The organism is Citrobacter sp. L55 (genome assembly GCF_002850715.1).
GTDB classification, from domain to species: Bacteria; Pseudomonadota; Gammaproteobacteria; order Enterobacterales; family Enterobacteriaceae; genus Citrobacter; species Citrobacter braakii.
The window spans coordinates 64,356-87,218 of sequence record NZ_KZ559408.1; the positions used below are offsets into that span (position 1 = coordinate 64,356).

The following is a 22,863-nucleotide window of genomic DNA, read 5'->3' on the forward strand; positions in this document are numbered from 1 at the left end:
GCCGCTATTTTTACACAGCAACACTTGTTCTGATTGAAGTTTGACACTACCGAGGTGCACTATTTTTACCCGAGTCGCTAATTTTTGCCGCAAGGTGCTAAGCCGCGAGGAGCGCGAGGCCGAGCTCGCCGTCGCCCGTCCACATATGACGGTAATCCCGCGTGAGCAGCACTCTATCTCCCGCAAAGATATCAGTGAAAATGCCCTGAAGGTAATGTACAGGCTCAATAAGGCCGGATACGAGGCATGGCTGGTTGGCGGAGGCGTACGCGATCTTTTGCTGGGCAAAAAGCCGAAAGATTTTGATGTCACGACTAACGCCACGCCAGATCAGGTGCGAAAACTGTTTCGTAACTGTCGTCTGGTTGGTCGCCGTTTCCGTCTGGCCCATGTCATGTTTGGCCCGGAAATTATCGAAGTGGCAACTTTCCGTGGTCATCATGAAGGCAGCGAGTCCGATCGCACAACCTCACAGCGCGGACAAAACGGTATGCTGCTGCGCGACAACATCTTCGGCTCCATCGAAGAAGATGCCCAGCGTCGCGACTTCACGATTAACAGCCTGTATTACAGCGTGGCCGATTTCACCGTGCGTGATTACGTTGGTGGCATGCAGGATCTCGAAGAGGGCATCGTTCGCCTGATCGGTAATCCGGAAACGCGCTACCGCGAAGACCCTGTACGTATGCTGCGGGCCGTGCGCTTTGCCGCCAAGCTCGACATGCGTATCAGCCCGGAAACCGCTGAGCCAATCCCGCGTCTGGCAACACTGCTTAACGATATTCCCCCCGCACGCCTGTTTGAAGAAGCACTCAAACTGTTACAGGCGGGCTATGGGTATGAAACCTATAAAAAACTGCGTGAGTACAGCCTGTTCCAGCCGCTGTTCCCCACCATTACGCGCTATTTCACCGAAGACGGTGACAGCCCAATGGAACGCATCATCGCTCAGGTGCTGAAGAATACCGATAACCGCATCCACAATGATATGCGCGTTAACCCGGCGTTCTTGTTCGCCGCCATGTTCTGGTATCCGTTACTGGAAGCTGCGCAGAAAATTGCCCAGGAAAGCGGTCTGGCATACTACGATGCCTTCGCACTGGCGATGAACGACGTATTGGATGAAGCCTGCCGCTCGCTGGCGATTCCGAAACGTCTGACCTGCTGACCCGTGATATCTGGCAGTTGCAGCTACGCATGTCTCGTCGCCAGGGCAAACGCGCCTGGAAGCTGATGGAGCATCCGAAGTTCCGCGCAGCTTACGATCTGCTGGCCCTGCGTGCCGAAGTGGAAAACAACGCTGAGCTGCAGCGTCTGGCGCAGTGGTGGGGAGAATTCCAGGTTTCAGCACCGCCGGAACAAAAAGGCATGCTCAACGAACTCGACGAAGAACCGGAACGCCGTCGTCATCGTCGCCCGCGTAAACGCGCCCCGCGCCGTGAAGGTTCCGCGTGACCATCGCCTATATCGCTCTCGGCAGTAATCTGGCCTCTCCTCTGGAGCAGGTTAATGCTGCCGTAAAAGCGATTGGCGACATTCCCGACAGCCGTATCGTCGCTGTTTCCTCCTTTTACCGCACACCGCCATTAGGCCCACAGGATCAGCCAGATTACCTGAACGCTGCCGTGGCGCTGGAAACCACTCTCGCTCCCGAAGAATTGCTTAATCATACCCAACGCATTGAGCTGCAACAGGGACGCGTACGTAAAGCCGAACGCTGGGGGCCGCGCACTCTGGACCTCGATATTATGCTGTTTGGCGATGAAGTGATTAATACCGAACGTCTGACCGTGCCGCACTACGACATGAAAAACCGTGGTTTTATGCTGTGGCCGCTCGCTGAAATCGCACCTGAGCTTATCTTCCCGGAGGGTATCAGCCTGCATCAGCTACTCACCCATCTTGGTGCCGCAAAACCTGCACACTGGTAAAGTATCCTCCCCCCTTCAGCGTTTACTACTTTAGTGCCAAACGGTTGCTTAAAACAATTGCCCCCCTGAATGTGACTGTTAGAATGCCGATAAATATGACTTTCATCATCAGGAAATGTTATGAAACCCACCACCATTTCACTGCTGCAGAAATGCAAGCAAGAGAAAAAACGCTTCGCGACCATTACAGCCTACGACTACAGCTTCGCTAAGTTATTTGCCGACGAAGGCATTAATGTGATGCTGGTTGGCGACTCACTGGGCATGACGATTCAGGGGCATGACTCCACCCTACCGGTCACCGTTGAAGATATTGCTTACCACACTCGTGCCGTACGTCGTGGTGCTCCCAACTGTCTGCTGCTCTCCGACCTGCCATTTATGGCTTACGCCACGCCGGAACAAGCATTTGAAAACGCCGCGGTGGTGATGCGGGCGGGCGCTAATATGGTCAAAATTGAAGGCGGCGCCTGGCTGGTGGATACGGTAAAAATGCTCACCGAACGCGCCGTACCGGTTTGCGGTCATCTGGGATTAACACCGCAGTCGGTGAATATTTTCGGCGGCTATAAAATTCAGGGCCGCGGCGACGCCGGGCAGGTATTGCTGGATGACGCGCTGGCCTTAGAAGCCGCTGGCGCTCAGTTGCTGGTGCTGGAGTGCGTGCCGGTTGAGCTGGCGAAGCGCGTCACCGAAGCGCTGTCGATTCCGGTTATCGGTATCGGCGCTGGTAACGTCACCGATGGACAAATCCTCGTCATGCACGATGCCTTTGGCATTACCGGTGGCCACATCCCGAAATTTGCGAAGAATTTCCTCAATGAAGCAGGCGACATGCGCGCCGCAGTGCGGCAGTATATGGCTGAAGTGGAGTCCGGCGTTTATCCGGGCGAAGAACACAGTTTCCACTAATTTTTCAGGCCATATATCGGCCTGAAAAGCGTAGCGCCATCAGGCGGTTCGCTGCATGTTGCCGGATGGCGGCGTAAACGTCTTATCCGGCCTACGGTTCCTCAGGCAACTCAAGGAGTCTTGTCGTGTTAATCATTGAAACCCTGCCGCTGCTGCGCCAGCATATTCGTCGTCTGCGTCAGGAAGGCAAACGCGTCGCTCTGGTTCCCACCATGGGCAACCTGCACGACGGCCATATGAAGCTGGTCGATGAGGCAAAAGCGCGGGCTGATGTGGTAATTGTCAGCATTTTCGTCAACCCGATGCAGTTTGACCGACCGGACGATCTGGTGCGCTATCCGCGCACGCTGCAGGAAGATTGTGAAAAGCTGAACAAGCGTAAAGTCGATTATGTTTTTGCGCCAGCCGTTGAGGAAATCTACCCGCAGGGTCTGGAAGGCCAGACGTTCGTTGAAGTTCCCGGTCTCTCCACCATGCTGGAAGGCGCCAGCCGTCCAGGCCATTTCCGTGGCGTTTCCACTATCGTCAGCAAGCTGTTTAACCTGATCCAGCCAGATATAGCCTGCTTTGGCGAGAAAGATTTCCAGCAGCTCGCACTGATCCGCAAAATGGTGGCGGATCTGGGTTATGACATTGAGATCGTTGGCGTGCCGATTATTCGCGCCAAAGACGGTCTGGCGCTTAGCTCACGTAACGGTTATCTGACCGCAGAGCAGCGAAAAATTGCGCCGGGTCTGCACAAAGTGATGAACGGCATCGCTGAAAAGCTGCTTGCCGGCCATCGTGACCAGGAAGAGATTATTGCCATTGCCGAGCAGGAACTGAATGAAAAAGGCTTCCGTGCCGACGATATTCAGATTCGTGATGCCGACACGCTGCTGGAGCTGACGGAAACCAGTAAACGCGCGGTGATTCTGGCCGCCGCCTGGCTGGGTCAGGCACGTCTGATCGATAATCAAAGCGTTACATTAGCCCAGTAGACAGGGGTTAAAAATCAGGCAATACTGCCTGAGAATTTCTCAAAGCAGGCCAGTAGTGCCTGCTTAGCCAAGGTAAACGACAGGGTATAGAAGTTATGATTCGCACCATGCTGCAAGGCAAGCTCCACCGCGTAAAAGTCACGCAGGCGGACCTGCACTACGAAGGCTCCTGCGCCATCGACCAGGATTTCCTCGATGCCTCTGGTATTCTGGAAAACGAAGCTATTGATATCTGGAACGTGACCAACGGTAAACGTTTCTCAACCTACGCGATTGCGGCTGAACGCGGCTCCAGAATCATCTCGGTGAACGGCGCAGCGGCACACTGTGCTGAAGTCGGCGACATTGTGATTATCGCCAGCTTCGTCACCATGTCTGATGAAGAAGCCCGCACCTGGCGTCCGAAAGTGGCCTATTTTGAAGGCGACAACGAAATGAAGCGCACCGCGAAAGCCATTCCGGTACAGGTTGCCTGACAGCCCTTACCCCTGCGGCTGATTACTTATCAGCCGCGACATCGTCTCCAGCGAATCCGTTCTTAAAATATAAAGTCTTTTCAATAAGAACGGATTATCCCCCGGTTTAACCTTCCCTCTCACCGTGGTGACCGCCATGTGGAATCCCGCGTCGCCTGCCGCTTTTACTGCCGTGGCGTTATAGCCACCAAACGGGTAAGAAAGATAAAGAACGTGAGGGTTAAACTGGGACAACGCCCGACGCGAACGGGCAAAATCAAACAGAATATTGTGATAGCTGCGACTCAGCAGGATTGGCCGGTGATTCGCATCAACCCGATGTAAAAAATGGGTATGCGACTGGAAGTCGAACACGTCCCTGATCTCATTCAGTTCCGCGATGCTCATAAACTGCAGTGATTTCGGATCCCACTTCTGCGGGTGGCGCTTGATACGTGAGGAGATAATAAACGCCGTTGCCTTCATGCCGTGCTGCTTCAGAATCGGGTAAGCATAACGACTCACCGACTTCAGACCATCATCAAAAGTCAGCACCACCGCCCGCGCCGGGAGATTCATATTATTGCGAACATAGCCTTCCAGTTGGTACATCGTCAACGTGGTGTAGCCGCGGTCCTGTAGCCAGGCCATCTGGTTGCTGAAGGCGCGTACGGAGGTTGTCGTGGAGGTGTGGCGAAAACGGGTATTCTCTTCATCGCGCAGAATATGGTGATAGGTTAACACCGGGATACCGTTGTCTTCCTGCGCATCCAGAGCGCTGATATAGGCCAGTCTGCCGCCAATACGGATCTGGTACCAGGTTTGGTTGAGACGGTCTTTAAGCTTGCTGATAACCGGATAACGCAGATTATCCGCCAGCACGCCAAACGGGGCGCTACCAACATCCGGAGCGTTATAAACAGGCGTATCTTTCCAGGTGATCAGGCTTTGGTTGCTGAGGGGTTTATTGAGATCGCCCAGACCATCGTCGACTTTCTGCCGCCCCTGCACAGGCTCCAGATGCCCCTTATCAATAAAACCGGTACCAAAACCAAAGGTAAATTCGTAATAGTCTGCCGCAATTGGCTCAACGGCGAGGATCTGCCCGGCGCGAATATTTCCTACCGTCACCATCTTGTTGCCAATCTGCGCCCACACGGCGGCCGCTTCGGTGGTTTGCATGTAGCGAGCAGGCAAAGCCGCAGCTATGCTGCCAGAAAACAGGAGCAATAAAACAAGCAGAACGCGCATCACCATATGAGATAACCGAGGCGAGAAACCCCGGCTATTGTAGCAAAAGCGCCATCAATACCAATGATTAATACTCATACAAATCATGCTTCAACACGAAGGGGGGATTTTTCTGTTGTTGATGCCAGAGGCTAGAGACTTCGGGCCCGCCAAGCGCAACGATGCTATCACGAAACGCAGAACTGCTCATCGATTCCCGCGACGAAAGCATTCGCTCAAGCAATGGATAACTGATACCTGAAATCACTTCACACTGGGGATGTTTATGGCTCATTAACGAAGCCACTCGGTAAGGCGCGGCCCCGGCCATATCCGTCAGGAATATCACACCCTCGCCAGAGTCTGTAGCATGCAGGGCATGGCACATCATGCGACTTAGCATATTCGAGCTAAGCCCACGCCAAAAACTCACCGCCTGGCATTGAACCAACGGGCCGTACTTTTTCTCCAGACGATGCAGCATATCCTGTGCCTTATCATCATGACAGGTAATTACCCAACCTAGCATTGCCTACCTCCTTAGCAGGCAAGTAGTTTATCAGGGTGATAAATCCGTAATGGTGATAAGCATCAAAAGTCTTCCTCTCCCGGGCAAGGAGAGGAAGAAAGACTTAGCTGCGCAGGCCGCGTCCGCGCTGAATCAGGTACCAGCACAGCAAATAAAATGCTGCGATAAACACCACCAGCACGCCAAAGGTGGTGACCAGCGGAACATCATGGATCCCCAGGAAGCCGTAACGGAAACCGCTAATCATGTAGACAATCGGGTTCAGATGGGACAGTCCCTGCCAGAACGGCGGCAGCAGCGTTAACGAATAGAAAACGCCGCCCAGATAGGTCAGCGGAGTCAGCACGAAGGTAGGGATCAGGCTGATATCGTCAAAGGTTTTAGCGAAAACCGCGTTCAACAGACCGGCCAACGAAAACAGCACCGCTGTTAACACCAGCGTAAGCGCCACAAAGACCCAGGAATGCACCTGGAACGGCACAAAGAACAGCGAAATCGCTGTTACCAGGATCCCTACGCACAGGCCACGCGCCACGCCGCCGCCAACAAAGCCGGCGATGATCACGTGCGTCGGTACCGGAGCGACCAGTAACTCTTCAATGTTGCGTTGAAACTTGGCGCTGAAGAATGACGATGCCACGTTGGCGTACGAGTTGGTAATTACCGCCATCATAATCAGCCCTGGCACGATAAACTGCATGTAGCTAAAACCATGCATTTCGCCGATACGCGAGCCGATCAGGTTACCAAAGATAATAAAATAGAGCGTCATAGTAATGACGGGAGGAACCAGAGTCTGGACCCAGATTCGCATAAAGCGGTGGATCTCTTTCGCCCAGATGCTTTTCAGCGCAACCCAATAAAGCTGCATCATGCGCGATCTCCTTGTTTTTCATGCACCAGAGAAACAAACAGTTCTTCCAGTCGGTTCGCTTTGTTTCGCATACTCAATACCTGAATGCCCTGGGCGCTCAGCTGTGAGAACACGCTGTTGACCCCCTGTTCACGCAGGACTTCCACTTCCAGCGTGGAGGTATCCACCAGCCGGTATTGATAGCCCTCCAGTTTTGGCAGCGGGCTTTTCGGCGCCAGATCGAGAATAAAGGTCTCGGATTTCAGCTTAGAGAGCAGGCTCTTCATCGAGGTGTTTTCCACCAGCTCGCCATGCTGAATAATGCCGATGTTGCGACACAGCATTTCCGCTTCTTCGAGATAGTGAGTGGTCAGAATAATCGTGGTGCCTTTGTCGTTTAAATCCTTTAAAAAACCCCACATTGAACGACGCAGCTCAATGTCGACCCCCGCCGTCGGTTCATCAAGGATGAGTAATTTAGGCTCGTGCATTAGTGCGCGGGCAATCATCAGACGGCGTTTCATCCCGCCGGAGAGCATGCGCGCGCGCTCGTTACGTTTTTCCCATAAATCGAGCTGCTTTAAATATAGTTCGCTGCGTTTGACCGCCTCTTTATACTCAACGCCGTAATAACCCGCCTGGTTGACTACGATCTGCTGCACGGTTTCAAACGGGTTAAAGTTAAACTCCTGCGGTACCAGACCAAGCTGGCGTTTCGCATTAACGGTATCTTTTTCAAGATCGTATCCGAAGACGCTCACCCGCCCAGAGGTTTTATTCACCAGCGAGCTGATTATCCCGATGGTGGTGGACTTGCCTGCGCCATTCGGTCCCAAAAGCGCATAAAAATCCCCCGCTTCGACTTGCAAATCTATTCCGCGTAACGCCTGAACGCCACCGGGATAGGTTTTTTTAAGTTGTTGAAGTTCCAGAGCAATGGTCATGGTTTTTTACTTACCTTACATTCTAATGCTTGATATTTGGTTTTAATAAATCAGGAGTTACCCTATATTAGCGCAACGCAATTCAATTGGTTACAGCCTCCATGAAAGACATAGATACACTCATCAGCAACAACGCGCTATGGTCAAAGATGCTGGTAGAAGAGGATCCCGGATTTTTTGAAACGCTGACTCACGCACAAAATCCGCGCTTTTTATGGATTGGATGTTCCGACAGTCGCGTTCCCGCAGAACGTTTAACCGGTCTTGAGCCGGGTGAATTATTTGTTCACCGTAATGTTGCCAATCTGGTTATTCACACCGACCTGAACTGTCTCTCAGTGGTTCAGTATGCGGTGGATGTGCTGGAAGTGGAACATATTATTATTTGCGGCCACTATGGATGTGGTGGCGTACAGGCTGCTATTGAAAATAAAGAACAGGGGCTGATTGATAACTGGTTACTGCATATTCGCGATATCTGGTTTAAACACAGTTCACTGCTGGGCGAAATGCCGCAGGAACGTCGCATTGACACCCTGTGCGAACTGAATGTAATGGAGCAGGTCTACAACTTGGGCCACTCAACCATCATGCGTTCAGCCTGGAAGCGCGGTCAGAAAGTTACCATTCACGGCTGGGCTTACGGTATTCATGATGGCCTGCTGCGCGATCTGGACGTCACCGCCACCAGTCGCGAGACGCTGGAGCAGCGCTATCGCCAGGGGCTGTCTAACCTCAGCCAGAAACATACCAATCACAAGCAGATACCAACAAGCGGCAGCGACGCTTAAGTCGCTTTTCGGCCTGCGGGGAAGTATCGTGCAGGCCGAATAAGCAAAGCGCCATCAGGCGCTCCCGACATTACTCGTCCAGCAGCACCACTTTGCCAACGTACGGCAAATGGCGATAACGCTGGGCATAGTCAATGCCGTAGCCGACAACAAACTCATCTGGGATAGAGAATCCGATAAACTCAACCGGAACATCCACTTCACGACGGGTAGGTTTGTCCAGCAGCGTACAAATAGCCAGGGATTTCGGCTCGCGCAGGCTCAGAATCTCACGCACTTTGGACAACGTGTTACCGGAGTCGATGATGTCTTCGACAATCAGCACGTCCTTGCCACGAATGTCTTCATCCAGGTCTTTCAGGATTTTAACATCGCGCGTGGTGGACATTCCGCTGCCATAGCTGGAAGCAGTCATGAAATCGACTTCGTGGGAGACATGCACTTCACGGCACAGGTCGGCCATAAACATAAATGAGCCGCGTAACAGACCAACCAGCACCATATCGCTGCCGCTGTCCTTGTAACGTTCGTTAATCTGACGTCCCAGTTCAGCAATACGCGCTTTGATCTCCGCTTCCGGGATCATGACTTCAACAGTATGTTTCATATCTCTAACCATATGATTTAAAAACAAATCACTCAATGCTAACTTTTAATAAGCCAGCATCTAAGCGCAAGGCACGCAGTATACCAGCAAAAGCATTCATACGCGGCATCTGTTGATAAAGTTCATAATGTGACGTTTATCACGCGTTTTAGCTCCTATAATTAACTGCTATTAAAGAAATAACACCTGTGATGGTATTTTTTATGGCAAATAACAAAGTACGTTCTCAACGGCTTATCGTGACCCTGAGCGCCCTGTTTGCGGCACTTTGTGGACTATATCTCCTGATTGGTGGAGGCTGGCTGGTCGCCATCGGTGGCTCCTGGTATTACCCGATCGCGGGCCTTGCCATGCTCGGTGTGGCTCTCCTGTTGTGGCGCAGTAACCGATCCGCCCTTTGGCTGTATGCCGCCCTGCTTCTCGCCACCATGATTTGGGGCGTCTGGGAAGTCGGCTTTGATTTCTGGGCGCTGACGCCGCGTAGCGACATCCTGGTCTTCTTTGGTATCTGGCTTATCCTGCCTTTCGTCTGGCATCGCCTGATTATCCCTTCCAGTGGCGCAGTAGCGGCGCTGGTGGTGGCCCTGCTGATTAGCGGCGGTATCCTGACCTGGGCTGGCTTCAACGATCCACAAGAGGTTCACGGCACGCTGAGTGCAGATACCTCTCAGGCCGATGCAATCTCAGCGGTTGCCGACGAGGACTGGCCGGCTTACGGTCGCAATCAGGAAGGTCAACGCTACTCACCGTTAAAACAAATTAACGCTGACAACGTTCATCAGTTGAAAGAAGCCTGGGTATTTCGTACCGGGGATTTAAAACAACCCAACGATCCCGGTGAAATCACCAATGAAGTCACGCCAATAAAAGTGGGGGATACTCTTTATCTGTGTACCGCCCACCAGCGGCTGTTCGCCCTGGATGCGGCCAGCGGTAAAGAGAAGTGGCATTTCGATCCCCAACTCAATACCAATACCAGCTTCCAGCACGTAACCTGTCGCGGCGTTTCTTATCATGAAGCCAAAGCGGATACGGCTTCTGCAGAGGTGATGGCCGACTGTCCGCGCCGCATCCTTTTGCCGGTCAATGATGGTCGACTGTTTGCCTTGAATGCCGAGACCGGCAAGCTGTGCGAAACCTTCGCCAATAAAGGTATTTTGAATCTGCAGACCAATATGCCGGATACCTCACCGGGCCTGTACGAACCGACGTCTCCCCCGATAATCACCGATAAAACTATCGTTATTGCCGGGTCGGTAACCGATAACTACTCAACCCGCGAAACATCCGGGGTGATACGTGGTTTTGACGTCAATAACGGCAAGCTTCTGTGGGCGTTTGATCCCGGTGCCAAGGATCCTAATTTCATCCCGTCAGATGAACATACCTTCACCTTTAACTCACCCAACTCCTGGGCGCCTGCGGCCTACGACGCGAAGCTGGATCTGGTGTATCTGCCCATGGGCGTTACCACGCCGGATATCTGGGGCGGTAACCGCACACCGGAACAGGAACGTTACGCCAGCGCCATTCTGGCGTTAAATGCCACGACCGGGAAATTGGCCTGGAGCTATCAGACCGTTCACCACGATCTGTGGGATATGGACTTACCGGCACAGCCAACCCTGGCGGATATCAACGTCAATGGAGAGAAAATCCCGGTCATTTATGCCCCGGCAAAAACCGGTAATATCTTTGTGCTCGACCGCCGTAATGGTGAACTGGTGGTGCCTGCCCCGGAAAAACCGGTGCCGCAAGGTGCAGCCAAAGGTGATTATGTCAGCAAAACCCAGCCGTTCTCCGATCTCAGTTTCCGTCCGCAAAAAGATTTAAGTGGTGCGGATATGTGGGGCGCAACCATGTTTGACCAGTTGGTGTGCCGCGTAATGTTCCACCAACTGCGCTATGAAGGCATTTTTACCCCGCCTTCAGAGCAAGGCACTCTGGTGTTCCCGGGTAACCTCGGCATGTTCGAATGGGGCGGTATTTCCGTTGATCCCAACCGTCAGGTAGCCATTGCCAACCCGATGGCGCTGCCGTTCGTTTCTAAGCTGATCCCACGCGGTCCCGGCAATCCGATGGAGCCGCCGAAAGATGCCAAAGGTACTGGCACAGAGTCCGGTATTCAGCCGCAGTACGGCGTACCATTCGGCGTAACGCTTAATCCATTCCTTTCACCATTTGGCCTGCCGTGTAAACAGCCAGCATGGGGCTACATTTCCGCCGTAGATCTGAAAACCAATCAAGTGGTGTGGAAAAAACGCATTGGTACGCCACAGGACAGCATGCCATTCCCAATGCCAGTTCCGGTGCCGTTCAATATGGGGATGCCGATGCTGGGTGGACCTATCTCCACCGCGGGTAACGTGCTGTTTATAGCCGCGACTGCCGATAACTATCTGCGCGCATACAACATGAGCAACGGTGAAAAACTGTGGCAGGGTCGGCTTCCGGCAGGCGGCCAGGCAACGCCGATGACGTATGAAGTTAACGGTAAGCAGTATGTGGTGATATCCGCCGGGGGCCACGGCTCATTTGGCACCAAGATGGGCGATTATATTGTGGCATATGCGTTGCCGGACGACGCGAAGTAAAATGGAAAACGCCCGCTAATCAGCGGGCGTTTTTTTATTCAAACTTCAGTGACAGTAACGACGCTTTTGCGGCTTCCTGATACTGAGCCACCAGATCTCTGGTCATATTGAAGGAGACCTGCACCGCTTTCTCGTTTTGCGAGGTAATCAGCAGCATATTGAGAATTTCAGTATCCGGCGCTTGAGAACGGAAAGTAATCAGCCACGCTTTATGTCCATCAATCGTGACAGGTTCCGCCTGCGGCTTGAAATTGGTCAGCATCTTCAGTGTCGTATCCTTTGCCATATCCAACTGAGCGGCATGCAACGCGTTGCGCCCGGCGGTAATACCTAGAGACGCTTTACCTCGTTCGTCACCGTAAATCACCTGTGGACGGTTTTCAGAAGGGTATTTGATTTTTGCCATTTCGTCCGGCATCGGCGTGAGCGTCTGCGGAATTTCGAGACTTAAATTCAGTTTTGAAATCTGTTGGCGTTCCATCTTCATCGCAGCCTGTGCCGAAACCGCCAGAAGCATAATAAAAGATGCCGTCAGTACTTTACGCAAAAGGGTCATGAATACCTCGTGATGAGTGATTAACCTCATCAGTATATGAATGCCTTTACTCGACGATAGAGTAATAATCCGTTTTTGAAATAAACATTTAGCGGATAGCGCCACCGCTATCCGCCGCTGTTTATACGGTAAAACCGAGCATCATCCCGGTATCCTCATGCTCTAACAAATGGCAGTGCGCCATATAGGCATGTTCCTTTGGCGCGTCGTGGTCAAATTTCACCAGCACCTCGCTCACGCCGCCCTCAACCCGCACCGTATCTTTCCATCCCACGCGGTGCGCAGCAGGTGCTTTGCCATTTTCAGACAGAATACGGAACTGCGTGCCGTGAATGTGGAACGGATGCAGCATCATGTCGCCCTGACCGGAAATTACCCAGCGTTCGTGTTGACCTTTCGCCGCGGCAAACATCGGTTTATTCATATCAAACGCCTGACCATTAATCCGGTTGGCATTATGGAAATCGAATGTTCCATGCTTCATGTTGCCCATGTCACCATGCTGCATATTCCCCATCTCACCGTGGTTCATATTGCCATGCTTCATGTTCCCGTGGCCCATATTGTCATTATTCATATGGCCCATCATCTTCCCATGATCCATACCCGCCATAGCCTGAGCGCCGTACTTCTTCATCAACATTTGCATGCCCATCATGTCGAGCATTGGGTCCATCGATAATTGCAGTTTGCGCACCGTCAGCCCCTCAAGCGATGGCAGCGCCGGCATGGATGTCAGCGTATCCGGCAGCGTGCCGGAAGCGGTAATCAGCAGCGGCTGAACGCGCATCACCGGATGCGGCTTATCAAATGGTGAAATCGCCATGCCCATCTGACCCACAGGCAGAGTGACCAGATCAAACGCTTTACCGTCGCTCACATCCACCAGCACTTCAAAGCGTTCGCCCATCAGCATAGGAAGTTCGGTTACTTTTACTGGCTCCGCCAACAGTCCGCCGTCGCTGGCAATAACGTACAAAGGACGATTGTCGCTGGCCGCGATATTCAGTGAGCGTGCGTTACAACCATTTAGCAGACGCAGACGCAGCCAACCGCGCGGTGCAGCATGCTGAGGATAAATCGCCCCATTGGTCAGCAGCGTATCGCCAAACCAGCCGACGGCAGCGGTCATGATGTCCAGTTGATAGTTAACCTGACCATCAGCAGAGAACTGTTTATCCTGAATAATCACCGGCACATCATCAATGCCCCACTGCTTAGGCAGCAGCAGCTTGCGAATCTCTTCATCTTCAATCAGCACCAGTCCGGCCAGGCCCATCGCCACCTGATGACCAGTCTTCCCATGCTGATGCGGGTGGAACCAGCAGGTTGCCGCGCGCTGATCCGGTGTGAAGGTCACAGAACGTTTCCCACCCGCCGGAATAATACCTTGCGGGCCACCGTCGACTTCACCGGGGATTTCCAGCCCGTGCCAGTGCAACGTCGTCTCTTCGGCAAGCTGGTTATGGATATCCACCGTCACCGATTGCCCTTTGTTCAGCTTGACCGCCGGCCCGAGCAAACTGCCGTTATATCCCCAGGTCGTGGCTGTTTTACCGGCAAAACTCGACTGTCCGGCTTGCACGATCAGCTGCATACGGTTAGAGGCATCTGCGGTTAACAGGTCTGGAATGGGTAATGCGGGACGGTCTGCAGCAAATACGCTCCGGCTCCACAGAGGTAACGCTGACGCGACGCCCAGCGCCACGGAGTACTTTAAAAAGTCACGACGTTGCATAATCACTTCCTTATATTCAGCAGCTTAAGCAGGCTATCTTTTAAGCATAAGCCTTACCCTTACGGGAAGGTCAAGTAAACGGCTAATAATAAAGGTCGTCGCTTCGCTCGCAGTGTGCTAACGTTTAAATTCCGTGATGCAGTGGTAGAAGCAATGAAGACGTTTTTCAGAACCGTTTTGTTCGGCAGCCTGATGGCCGTATGCGCAAACAGCTACGCGCTTAGTGAGTCCGAAGCCGAAGATATGGCCGATTTAACGGCAGTTTTTGTTTTTCTGAAAAATGACTGTGGATACCAGAATTTGCCAAATGGGCAGATTCGTCGCGCACTGGTCTTTTTTGCCCAGCAAAACCAGTGGGACCTGAGTAATTACGACACCTTCAATATGAAAGCGTTGGGTGAAGACAGCTACCGCGACCTCAGCGGTATTGGCATCCCAACGGCCAAGAAATGCAAAGCGCTGGCACGTGACTCCCTGAGCCTGTTGGCTTACGTTAAATAGCCGCGTTGCGGAGCCAGCAAGCTTCGCTTACTCTTTTACCGGCAACGTCAGCAACACTGATTTTGCCTGGATTTCCCCTTTAGTGACTCTCAATACCGCCAGCCCCAGTTGCCGCCCAACCTCTTCGTGATCGACGGTAAAGAGACAACTCGACGACACCACTCGCACAGAAAAATCGCTGCTTGCCGTGGCACACAGCATGTTTTTTTCATTGAGTCCGCACTCGGGTAACGAGGCCAGATAGTGACTCGCCCCCATCAGTAAAAAGTCGTTGATGAAAATAATGAAATCAGGCCGCTCTGGCTGCTGTAGAAATTGCCGCGCGGCCTCTTCACCGGAAGATTCAGCTACGCTGCCAAAGAAAACCAACCCGTCATGGTAATGAATCCCTTGCACCGCCAACGCCTGCAAACAGCCGGTCAAGAACTGACGGCCATGCATACTGTCCGGGCCAAGCGTCGCAATGGCAATACGTTGCGCTCCGAGACGCAGTGCCGCACGCACGCATTGTTTCCCCATCTCCTCATGATGAAAATCGACCCAATTGAAGTTCCCGCCCAGCGAGCGGCTTTGCCCCATCGTCACAAAGGGAAACTTTAGTTCATCAAGCAGAAGGATCCGTTCATCATCAATACGAGTGTCTGTCAGGATAATCGCGTCAGCACGGTTCTGCTCAACAATTTTATGCAGCAGTTGTAGCTCACTTTCGCGATCGGTAGAAATATGGATGACCGGATCGATGGCACTCTCTTTTAAACTAGCCTGTAGCCCCCTGGCGATAGCCATAAAGAACGAGGCGGTATGGATATTGCCATCATCCGCTGCAGGCAGCAGCAGAGCCACGACCCCTGTTTTACCACTACGCAAATAGCGGGCTGATGCATTTGGCCGGTAACCCAGTTTATCCGCCGCTTCCAGTACCTTTTTACGGGTGTGGTTACTGATATCACTTTTATTATTTAGCGCTTTCGAAACCGTCGCTGTCGAAAGATTAAGATACGCTGCCAGCTCTTTTATATTCATATTTATTATGGACTAAATAGCTCTGAACAAGGATATTCCTGCCAATTTAACTGATTAGTTTTTACGTGACAATAAAAAACATTTCGACACGACTTTATTGTGTAGCAACGATCACAATTATGCAGTTACAACCATTGAAATCATTATTTTTCAGATCTAGCATAAAACAATACGAAATCGATTAAGTATTAAAACAAAAAGCCCTGAAAATAATCATACAAACAAAGGTACTTATATCATGACATTAGATAGTACGCTTCCAACTGCGGCCAAAAAACATAAAACGCGCCCCCAAGTCATCTGGATTTGCCTGTTGGCTGCGCTCGCAGGGCTGTTATTTGGCCTGGATATCGGCGTCATTTCCGGCGCACTCCCGCTGATCGCTAAAGAGTATCAACTGCTGGATAGCCAGCAGGAGTGGGTGGTCAGTTCAATGATGGTCGGCGCCGCCGTCGCAACTCTGTGTAGCGGTTTTCTGGCCTATCGCCTGGGCCGTAAATACGCTTTATTAATCGCCGCGGCTTCCTTTTGCTTAGGAGCGATTATTTGTACCTGCGCAGTTGGCCCAGGGATGCTCATCGTCGGACGGCTGATCCTCGGCGTCGGTCTGGGTGTCGCATCTTATGCGACACCACTCTATCTTTCTGAAATAACGCCAAAAAACATTCGCGGTGCAATGATATCAGCCTATCAATTGATGATTGCGCTAGGCATCTTGCTGGTTTTTCTGACCAATACCGCCTTTAGCTACAGCGGCAACTGGCGCGGTATGCTGCTGGTTGTCGCCATCCCTTCACTGGTCTTTCTGTTCGGGGCGCTATTCCTGCCGCGCAGCCCGCGCTGGCTCATGATGCATGGCCGTGAAGAGGAGGCTCGGATAGTGTTAATCCGCCTGCGTAATAGCCGTGAAGAGGTGGAGAATGAACTTAGCGAAATTAAAGAACAGCTCAACGTTAAGCAACAAGGCTGGAATTTATTCAAAGAAAACAGGAATTTTCGTCGCAGTGTTAGCCTGGGAATTATTTTGCAAATCATGCAGCAGTTCTCTGGCGTAAATGTGATGATGTATTACGCGCCGCGTATATTCCATGAAATTGGCTTCACTTCAACAGCCGAGCAGATGTGGGGCACGGTTATTGTGGGCTTCGTGATGACGCTCGCCACCTTTATTGCCGTCGGCTTCGTCGATCGCTGGGGACGAAAACCAATGCTGTACGCTGGTTTTATCACGATGGGTTTCGCTATGAGCATCGTAGGGACGTTGCTGGGTGGTGATGCGTTATCAGCGCTGGAGAAAGGTATCACGGTTACCATGCTGTTGCTGTTTATCGTCGGCTTCTCCATGTCTGCCGGGCCGCTTATCTGGTTATTGTGCTCTGAGATTCAACCGCTGAAAGGCCGAGAATTTGGTATCACCTGCTCTACTTTTACCTGTCACATCGCCGGGATGATTGTCAGTGCAACCTTCCTGTCATTGCTAAATAGTTTAGGTAGCGCCCATACATTTTATTTATATGCGCTACTGAATATTGTCGCCCTCGTGATCATCTATCTTTTTGTGCCTGAAACAAAAAATATTTCACTGGAGCGCATTGAGCAAAACCTGATGGCAGGAAAAAAACTGCGAAATATCGGACAATAATACAAGGGTGCGACAAGATGAGCTTTATAGACTTTAAAGAAGATAACTTTCATATTTCCTTCGAGTTAAATGAAGAACAACAAATTTATATCAGCCAGTTTTTACTTGTCGGAAAGAGTGATGTACAGGGTGCATTCCCTCTTATTCAGGTGCATGTCAGTGGCCATAATCAAAACGATCACCACGCCCGTAAGCATACCGGTAGCGAACCAGGCTTCTCTCTGCGCTATCACGCCCATCGGGAAAGCGAAAATGCGCAGGGGAAAAAACTGGAGATAGATCTACATAGCCCAGCGGTTCACGCCCGCTGGCATCTACAGCATTTTCGTGGGCTACAGGCGGCCCGCGTCTGGTGTGATATCCGTAACGCCAGCGCCGATACTATCGGCCTGGAGTATGTCAGTTCGCTGACGTTGTTCGCCATCGACAGCCTGCCCTGGCAAAAAAATAGCGTCCTGCATCTACCGCATAATAACTGGTACGGCGAAGCACAGTGGAAAAGCGCCACACCACCAGAGCTTGGGCTGGATAAGGTGAATGTCTTCTCCCTTAATCGTATCGCTATCGAAAACACAGGAACCTGGTCCAGTATTGGCTATCTTCCTATGGCGGCATTTGAAGACACGTCGGCAGGAACAACACTGCTCTGGCAAATTGAGCATAACGGTTCGTGGCAATGGGAGATCGGCGATTTCCGTAATCGTCTCTATTTGCAGGCTAGCGGGCCAACGGAAAACGAAAATCACTGGTGGAAACAACTACTACCCGGTGAAACCTTTACCTCCGTGCCTGTTGCCGTAAGCCAGGTACACGGCGGGCTGCAAGAGGCGCTACAAGAGATAACGCGCTATCGTCGACGAATAATGCGCCCTTCACAGGATAATGTGCAGCTACCAGTGATCTTCAATGATTATATGAACGGCCTCTCAGGTGACCCTACGACTGAAAAGTTGCTGCCGTTGATTGATGCAGCCGCAAAGGCTGGCTGCGAATATTTCTGCATTGATTGCGGTTGGTACTCGGACGGTGAATGGTGGGATGGCGTCGGTGAATGGCTGCCTTCATCCGCGCGTTTCCCTGGCGGGATCCACGAACCGCTTGAGTATATTGCCGCCAAAGGGATGAAATCAGGTCTGTGGTTAGAGCTTGAGGTCATGGGCATAGCTTGTCCGCTGGCGCAAAAGCTGCCCGATGAGTGTTTTTTCCAGCGTCATGGCAAACGGGTTATCGACCACCAGCGCTATCAGCTCGATTTCCGCCACCCATTGGTACAAGAACATGCGGAACGGATCATCACGCGCCTGGTCGAGGATTACGGTGTTAGCTATATCAAAATGGATTACAACATCAATGCAGGCAGCGGTACTGACTACCAGGCCGACAGCAGCGGCGACGGCCTGTTGCAGCATAACCGTGCCTATCTAACCTGGCTGCAGAAAACAATGCAACGCTACCCACAACTGGTGATCGAGAACTGCGGCAGCGGTGGTTTACGGATGGATTACGCGATGCTGCAACAGCACAGTATTCAATCCGTTACCGATCAAACCGACTATCGGCTCATGGCGGCTATCGCTGCCGCCGCAGCGTCAGCGGTCACTCCTGAGCAAGCTGCTATCTGGTCTTATCCACTGCGCGAGGGGGATCGGGAAGAAGTGGTGATGAATATGGTTAACAGCATGCTGCTGCGGGTGCATCAGAGTGGTCATCTGGCGGAGTTGAGTGAAGAACGTTTTGCGCTGGTTCAGGAAGGGATTGCGCTGTATAAAACGTTTCGCGAGAAAATTCCGCATCTACAGCCTTTCTGGCCGTTGGGTATGCCCACATTATCCTCACCGTGGTTGGCCTTTGGCCTACGTAACGAGCATGAGGCGTGGCTCGCGGTATGGCGTATGGACAGCGAACAAGGAGCGATGACCGTCCCTCTCGCGCAACTCGCCACTATCACCTGCGTGTATCCCCAGGCCGAACAGTCGCGCTACCAGCCTATACTCCAGTCGTCAGGTGCCTGCGTTTTTCTGAACCAAAAGATGACCGCAAGGTTATTTCACCTTACTTTTACCAGTGAATACACCCGATAACGGGCCTGCGAAAAAGTGCTCGGCTATCGGGTGCGCACAGCGCTCACCCGATAGTAATGCGGAGCCGAGTGGCTCCGCGTTGATTAGCGTTGTTGTACAAACTCGCGGTACGCCGCCACGACCTGAAGAAAGTCCTCTACGCCGCAAAGTGAAAAGCTCTCTTCGTCGTAGTAGCTCATCCCCTCTTCCATTTCATCTCCGGAGAATTCCAGCTGATTGGCGCGCACCATCACTTCTTCACCATCCAGCCAGAGCGTGTATTCATGCCCTGCTCGCTGCCAGGAGCGCTCACTGCCCTTCACCGCATGCGCCGCCTGTTCCACTTCATCAAGTAAGGCCAGGTTTTCTTTCACTTCTTCGTTAAACCAGTGCCCCACCACCTCGTGGCCCATGGACATACGCACTTTTACCAGTCCGGTAATATCGCGCAGAAATTCGTAATCCATAATGTCTTCCTCTGCTCCCGGCAATGCGCCAATACCGCATTGCGCCTTGCTGTAATTATCGCAGCAGCGCGGCAGAAAAAAAGCGTAGCGGGTATAAGGAATAGAAATAAAAATGCCCGGAGAAGCAGACTTCTCCGGGCATTGATGCGTTTTTACACAAATCGCGTTAGCGTATTACACCGCGGTCTGGAAAATCACACCATCGGCTTTCTCAGTATACTGAGACAGCTGGTCGAAGTTCAGATAACGGTAGGTATCCACCGCCGTCTTATCAACCTGCGCCACATAGGTCTGATACTCTTCCGCCGTCGGCAGTTTGCCAATCAGCGCCGCAACCGCCGCCAGCTCCGCAGAAGCCAGGTAGACGTTCGCCCCGGTACCTAAACGGTTCGGGAAGTTACGGGTAGAGGTCGAGACCACCGTTGCGCCGTCAGCCACACGCGCCTGGTTACCCATGCACAGCGAACAGCCTGGGATCTCAATACGCGCACCGCTCTTACCAAACACGCTGTAGTAGCCTTCTTCGGTCAGCTGCGCCGCATCCATACGGGTTGGCGGAGCCACCCACAGACGCGTCGGCAACTGGCCTTTGTGCGCATCCAGCAGTTTACCCGCCGCACGGAAGTGGCCGATGTTAGTCATGCAGGAGCCAATGAAGACTTCATCGATCTTCTCGCCCTGCACGTCAGACAGCAGACGTGCGTCGTCCGGATCGTTCGGTGCACACAGGATTGGCTCTTTGATATCCGCCAGATCGATGTCGATCACCGCCGCGTATTCTGCGTCAGCGTCGGCTTCCAGCAATTGCGGATCCGCCAGCCATTTTTCCATCCCCTGCACACGACGCTCCAACGTACGGCGATCGCCGTAACCTTCAGCGATCATCCACTTCAGCAGAACGATGTTAGAGTTCAGATACTCAACGATCGGCTCTTTGTTCAGTTTGATGGTACAACCGGCAGCGGAACGTTCAGCGGAGGCATCGGTCAGTTCGAACGCCTGCTCCACTTTCAGATCCGGCAGACCTTCGATTTCGAGGATGCGGCCAGAGAAGATGTTTTTCTTACCTTTCTTCTCAACGGTCAGCAGACCCTGTTTGATCGCGTACAGCGGAATGGCGTGTACCAGATCGCGCAGGGTAATCCCCGGCTGCATTTTGCCTTTGAAACGCACCAGAACGGATTCCGGCATATCCAGCGGCATCACGCCGGTCGCAGCAGCAAACGCCACCAGGCCAGAACCCGCCGGGAAGGAGATGCCAATCGGGAAACGAGTATGGGAGTCACCGCCGGTGCCGACAGTATCCGGCAACAGCATGCGGTTCAGCCAGGAGTGGATTACGCCATCGCCCGGACGCAGCGACACGCCGCCACGGTTCATGATGAAGTCCGGCAGAGTGTGGTGCGTGGTCACGTCAACCGGCTTTGGATACGCGGCAGTGTGACAGAAGGACTGCATCACCAGGTCAGCAGAGAAGCCCAGGCACGCCAGGTCTTTCAGTTCATCACGGGTCATCGGGCCGGTGGTATCCTGAGAACCCACAGAGGTCATCTTCGGTTCGCAGTACGCGCCCGGACGGATACCTTTCACACCGCAGGCGCGGCCCACCATTTTCTGCGCCAGAGAGAAGCCGCGGCTGCTTTCCGCCACGTCTTTCGCCTGACGGAATACGTCGCTGTGAGGCAGTCCCAGCGCTTCGCGCGCTTTGGTAGTCAGGCCACGACCGATGATCAGCGGAATACGGCCACCAGCGCGCACTTCGTCGATCAGCACATCAGTTTTCAGCTCAAAGCTTGCCAGCAATTCGCCGGTTTCGTGGTTACGCACTTCTCCTTTGAACGGGTAAACGTCAATCACGTCGCCCATGTTCATGTTCGAGACGTCCACTTCGATTGGCAGTGCGCCCGCATCTTCCATGGTATTGAAGAAGATCGGTGCAATTTTGCCGCCGAGACACAGACCGCCGCCGCGCTTGTTCGGTACATGAGGGATATCATCGCCCATGAACCACAGTACGGAGTTGGTTGCAGATTTACGCGAAGAGCCGGTACCAACAACGTCACCCACATAAGCCAGCGGGTAGCCTTTTTTCTGCAGTTCTTCAATCTGTTTGATCGGGCCTACCGCGCCCGGCTGGTCCGGTTCGATACCTTCACGGGCGTTTTTCAGCATCGCCAGCGCGTGCAGAGGGATATCCGGGCGAGACCATGCGTCCGGTGCCGGAGAGAGGTCATCGGTGTTAGTTTCACCCGTCACTTTAAACACGGTAACGGTGATTTTTTCAGCCAGAGCTGGACGGTTCAGGAACCATTCGGCATCGGCCCAGGACTGCATTACCTGCTTCGCATATTCGTTGCCCGCTTTGGCTTTTTCTTCTACATCGTAGAAGTTATCGAACATCAGCAGCGTTGAAGAGAGCGCTTTGGCGGCAATCGGCGCCAGTTTTGCGTCGTCAAGCGCGTCGATCAGCGGATGAATGTTGTAACCACCCTGCATGGTGCCCAGCAGTTCAATGGCTTTTTCTGGAGTCACCAGCGGGGAGGTGGTGTCGCCTTTCGCGACGGCAGCGAGAAAACCCGCTTTAACATAAGCGGCTTCATCTACGCCAGGAGGAACGCGGTTGATCAACAGGTCTAACAGGAATTCTTCTTCGCCCACAGGCGGGGTCTTCAGCAGCTCGACAAGTGCGGCCATTTGGGTTGCGTCTAACGGTTTTGGCACAATCCCCTGGGCAGCACGCTCAGCTACGTGCTTACGGTATTCTTCTAGCACGACGATATCTCCTCGCTCTCATTGTCATAATGCGGCGCTTTTGTAGATGGGCGATTCTCTTCACGCTCCTGTGAGACAGTAGTTAGTAGGGTAAATGCCCGGTACCGCGTAAGGCACAATAACAGGATTTTCATTAAGTGTTAATCCGTTTACAAAAAAGCAACATAAAAAATTGGCTGAATCGTTAAGAATGGTGTAGCGACAAGGCGGGGCGTAATTTGGGTTCCCTAAAAACGATGTGAAATGGTTGATTTTCAAGCGCGACATGCTGAATATTC

19 protein-coding genes and 1 pseudogene are annotated in these 22,863 nt (G+C 52.6%); 10 read left to right on the plus strand and 10 right to left on the minus strand.

Annotated elements, in window-relative coordinates; translation table 11 throughout:
- Positions 1-61 precede the first annotated feature (61 nt).
- The 5 genes and pseudogenes from pcnB (at position 62) to panD (ending at position 4,299) form a co-directional block, all read left to right on the plus strand.
- Positions 62-1,455, plus strand: a pseudogene (pcnB, locus tag B9P82_RS18880) (polynucleotide adenylyltransferase PcnB).
- Entirely contained in the window at positions 1,452-1,931 is a 480-nt protein-coding gene (gene folK / locus B9P82_RS18885; RefSeq protein ID WP_016155713.1) for a 2-amino-4-hydroxy-6-hydroxymethyldihydropteridine diphosphokinase, read from the plus strand. Before pcnB ends, folK begins: the two are co-directional and overlap by 4 nt.
- Positions 1,932-2,051: 120 nt before the next feature.
- Entirely contained in the window at positions 2,052-2,843 is a 792-nt protein-coding gene (gene panB / locus B9P82_RS18890) for a 3-methyl-2-oxobutanoate hydroxymethyltransferase (RefSeq protein WP_003829230.1), read from the plus strand.
- 125 nt (positions 2,844-2,968) lie between these two features.
- Positions 2,969-3,823 (plus strand): pantoate--beta-alanine ligase, encoded by an 855-nt coding sequence (gene panC / locus B9P82_RS18895; protein WP_016151737.1) that lies wholly within the window; start codon positions 2,969-2,971, stop codon positions 3,821-3,823.
- A gap of 95 nt (positions 3,824-3,918) precedes the next feature.
- The gene (gene panD / locus B9P82_RS18900; RefSeq protein ID WP_000621526.1) at positions 3,919-4,299 is read left to right on the plus strand and encodes an aspartate 1-decarboxylase; all 381 of its coding nucleotides are present in this window, start codon (positions 3,919-3,921) and stop codon (positions 4,297-4,299) included.
- Between the two features lie 6 nt (positions 4,300-4,305).
- Here the strand turns inward: panD and B9P82_RS18905 are convergent, their stop codons facing one another.
- The 4 genes from B9P82_RS18905 to B9P82_RS18920 form a co-directional block, all read right to left on the minus strand.
- The gene (locus tag B9P82_RS18905) at positions 4,306-5,535 is read right to left on the minus strand and encodes a polysaccharide deacetylase family protein (RefSeq protein ID WP_016151736.1); all 1,230 of its coding nucleotides are present in this window, start codon (positions 5,533-5,535) and stop codon (positions 4,306-4,308) included.
- Between the two features lie 61 nt (positions 5,536-5,596).
- Complete coding sequence (locus B9P82_RS18910) at positions 5,597-6,037, minus strand: PTS sugar transporter subunit IIA (protein WP_016151735.1); 441 nt, start codon at positions 6,035-6,037, stop codon at positions 5,597-5,599.
- Positions 6,038-6,140: 103 nt separating this feature from the next.
- Complete coding sequence (locus B9P82_RS18915) at positions 6,141-6,911, minus strand: ABC transporter permease (protein ID WP_003829467.1); 771 nt, start codon at positions 6,909-6,911, stop codon at positions 6,141-6,143.
- A complete protein-coding gene (locus B9P82_RS18920) occupies positions 6,908-7,834 on the minus strand; it encodes an ABC transporter ATP-binding protein (protein WP_046275357.1) in 927 nt (308 codons plus the stop codon). Before B9P82_RS18920 ends, B9P82_RS18915 begins: the two co-directional genes overlap by 4 nt.
- Positions 7,835-7,935: 101 nt before the next feature.
- Between B9P82_RS18920 and can the strand changes: the two genes are divergently transcribed.
- Positions 7,936-8,625, plus strand: coding sequence for a carbonate dehydratase (gene can / locus B9P82_RS18925; RefSeq protein WP_016151733.1), 690 nt, complete (start codon positions 7,936-7,938; stop codon positions 8,623-8,625).
- A gap of 70 nt (positions 8,626-8,695) precedes the next feature.
- On the opposite strand, the gene hpt is transcribed toward can, so the two are convergent.
- Positions 8,696-9,232, minus strand: a complete 537-nt coding sequence (gene hpt, locus B9P82_RS18930) for a hypoxanthine phosphoribosyltransferase (RefSeq protein WP_016151732.1) — start codon at positions 9,230-9,232, stop codon at positions 8,696-8,698.
- 203 nt (positions 9,233-9,435) lie between these two features.
- On the opposite strand from hpt, the gene B9P82_RS18935 reads away from it, so the two are divergent.
- A complete protein-coding gene (locus tag B9P82_RS18935; protein WP_101700757.1) occupies positions 9,436-11,826 on the plus strand; it encodes a glucose/quinate/shikimate family membrane-bound PQQ-dependent dehydrogenase in 2,391 nt (796 codons plus the stop codon).
- 34 nt (positions 11,827-11,860) lie between these two features.
- Here B9P82_RS18935 and B9P82_RS18940 read toward each other — a convergent pair whose 3' ends face one another.
- Entirely contained in the window at positions 11,861-12,382 is a 522-nt protein-coding gene (locus B9P82_RS18940) for a hypothetical protein (protein WP_101700740.1), read from the minus strand.
- 121 nt (positions 12,383-12,503) lie between these two features.
- Positions 12,504-14,120, minus strand: a complete 1,617-nt coding sequence (gene cueO, locus B9P82_RS18945; RefSeq protein WP_101700741.1) for a multicopper oxidase CueO — start codon at positions 14,118-14,120, stop codon at positions 12,504-12,506.
- 153 nt (positions 14,121-14,273) lie between these two features.
- Between cueO and B9P82_RS18950 the strand changes: the two genes are divergently transcribed.
- Complete coding sequence (locus B9P82_RS18950; RefSeq protein WP_003018667.1) at positions 14,274-14,621, plus strand: YacC family pilotin-like protein; 348 nt, start codon at positions 14,274-14,276, stop codon at positions 14,619-14,621.
- A gap of 27 nt (positions 14,622-14,648) precedes the next feature.
- On the opposite strand, the gene B9P82_RS18955 is transcribed toward B9P82_RS18950, so the two are convergent.
- On the minus strand, positions 14,649-15,644 hold the full coding sequence (locus tag B9P82_RS18955) for a LacI family DNA-binding transcriptional regulator (RefSeq protein ID WP_101700742.1): 996 nt from the start codon (positions 15,642-15,644) through the stop codon (positions 14,649-14,651).
- 238 nt (positions 15,645-15,882) lie between these two features.
- On the opposite strand from B9P82_RS18955, the gene B9P82_RS18960 reads away from it, so the two are divergent.
- Positions 15,883-17,286, plus strand: coding sequence for a sugar porter family MFS transporter (locus B9P82_RS18960; RefSeq protein ID WP_075847970.1), 1,404 nt, complete (start codon positions 15,883-15,885; stop codon positions 17,284-17,286).
- A 17-nt stretch (positions 17,287-17,303) separates the two neighbouring features.
- Positions 17,304-19,367 carry a glycoside hydrolase family 36 protein gene (locus B9P82_RS18965; protein ID WP_210404998.1) on the plus strand — a complete coding sequence of 688 codons (2,064 nt, stop codon included), beginning with the start codon at positions 17,304-17,306 and terminating at the stop codon, positions 19,365-19,367.
- 83 nt (positions 19,368-19,450) lie between these two features.
- On the opposite strand, the gene yacL is transcribed toward B9P82_RS18965, so the two are convergent.
- Together yacL and acnB are read right to left on the minus strand one after the other, a co-directional pair.
- Positions 19,451-19,813 (minus strand): protein YacL, encoded by a 363-nt coding sequence (gene yacL / locus B9P82_RS18970; RefSeq protein ID WP_101700743.1) that lies wholly within the window; start codon positions 19,811-19,813, stop codon positions 19,451-19,453.
- Positions 19,814-19,987: 174 nt separating this feature from the next.
- Positions 19,988-22,585, minus strand: a complete 2,598-nt coding sequence (acnB, locus tag B9P82_RS18975) for a bifunctional aconitate hydratase 2/2-methylisocitrate dehydratase (protein ID WP_016151723.1) — start codon at positions 22,583-22,585, stop codon at positions 19,988-19,990.
- Positions 22,586-22,863 lie beyond the last annotated feature (278 nt).

Coding starts and splice junctions, on each gene's coding strand:
- cueO (WP_101700741.1), bottom strand. CDS start 14,120: ATGCAACGTCGTGACTTTTTAAAGTACTCCGTGGCGCTGGGCGTCGCG.
- panD (WP_000621526.1), top strand. CDS start 3,919: ATGATTCGCACCATGCTGCAAGGCAAGCTCCACCGCGTAAAAGTCACG.
- can (WP_016151733.1), top strand. CDS start 7,936: ATGAAAGACATAGATACACTCATCAGCAACAACGCGCTATGGTCAAAG.
- B9P82_RS18955 (WP_101700742.1), bottom strand. CDS start 15,644: ATGAATATAAAAGAGCTGGCAGCGTATCTTAATCTTTCGACAGCGACG.
- hpt (WP_016151732.1), bottom strand. CDS start 9,232: ATGAAACATACTGTTGAAGTCATGATCCCGGAAGCGGAGATCAAAGCG.
- B9P82_RS18950 (WP_003018667.1), top strand. CDS start 14,274: ATGAAGACGTTTTTCAGAACCGTTTTGTTCGGCAGCCTGATGGCCGTA.
- B9P82_RS18920 (WP_046275357.1), bottom strand. CDS start 7,834: ATGACCATTGCTCTGGAACTTCAACAACTTAAAAAAACCTATCCCGGT.
- panB (WP_003829230.1), top strand. CDS start 2,052: ATGAAACCCACCACCATTTCACTGCTGCAGAAATGCAAGCAAGAGAAA.
- B9P82_RS18910 (WP_016151735.1), bottom strand. CDS start 6,037: ATGCTAGGTTGGGTAATTACCTGTCATGATGATAAGGCACAGGATATG.
- B9P82_RS18915 (WP_003829467.1), bottom strand. CDS start 6,911: ATGATGCAGCTTTATTGGGTTGCGCTGAAAAGCATCTGGGCGAAAGAG.
- yacL (WP_101700743.1), bottom strand. CDS start 19,813: ATGGATTACGAATTTCTGCGCGATATTACCGGACTGGTAAAAGTGCGT.
- B9P82_RS18905 (WP_016151736.1), bottom strand. CDS start 5,535: ATGGTGATGCGCGTTCTGCTTGTTTTATTGCTCCTGTTTTCTGGCAGC.
- B9P82_RS18960 (WP_075847970.1), top strand. CDS start 15,883: ATGACATTAGATAGTACGCTTCCAACTGCGGCCAAAAAACATAAAACG.
- B9P82_RS18940 (WP_101700740.1), bottom strand. CDS start 12,382: ATGACCCTTTTGCGTAAAGTACTGACGGCATCTTTTATTATGCTTCTG.
- B9P82_RS18965 (WP_210404998.1), top strand. CDS start 17,304: ATGAGCTTTATAGACTTTAAAGAAGATAACTTTCATATTTCCTTCGAG.
- B9P82_RS18935 (WP_101700757.1), top strand. CDS start 9,436: ATGGCAAATAACAAAGTACGTTCTCAACGGCTTATCGTGACCCTGAGC.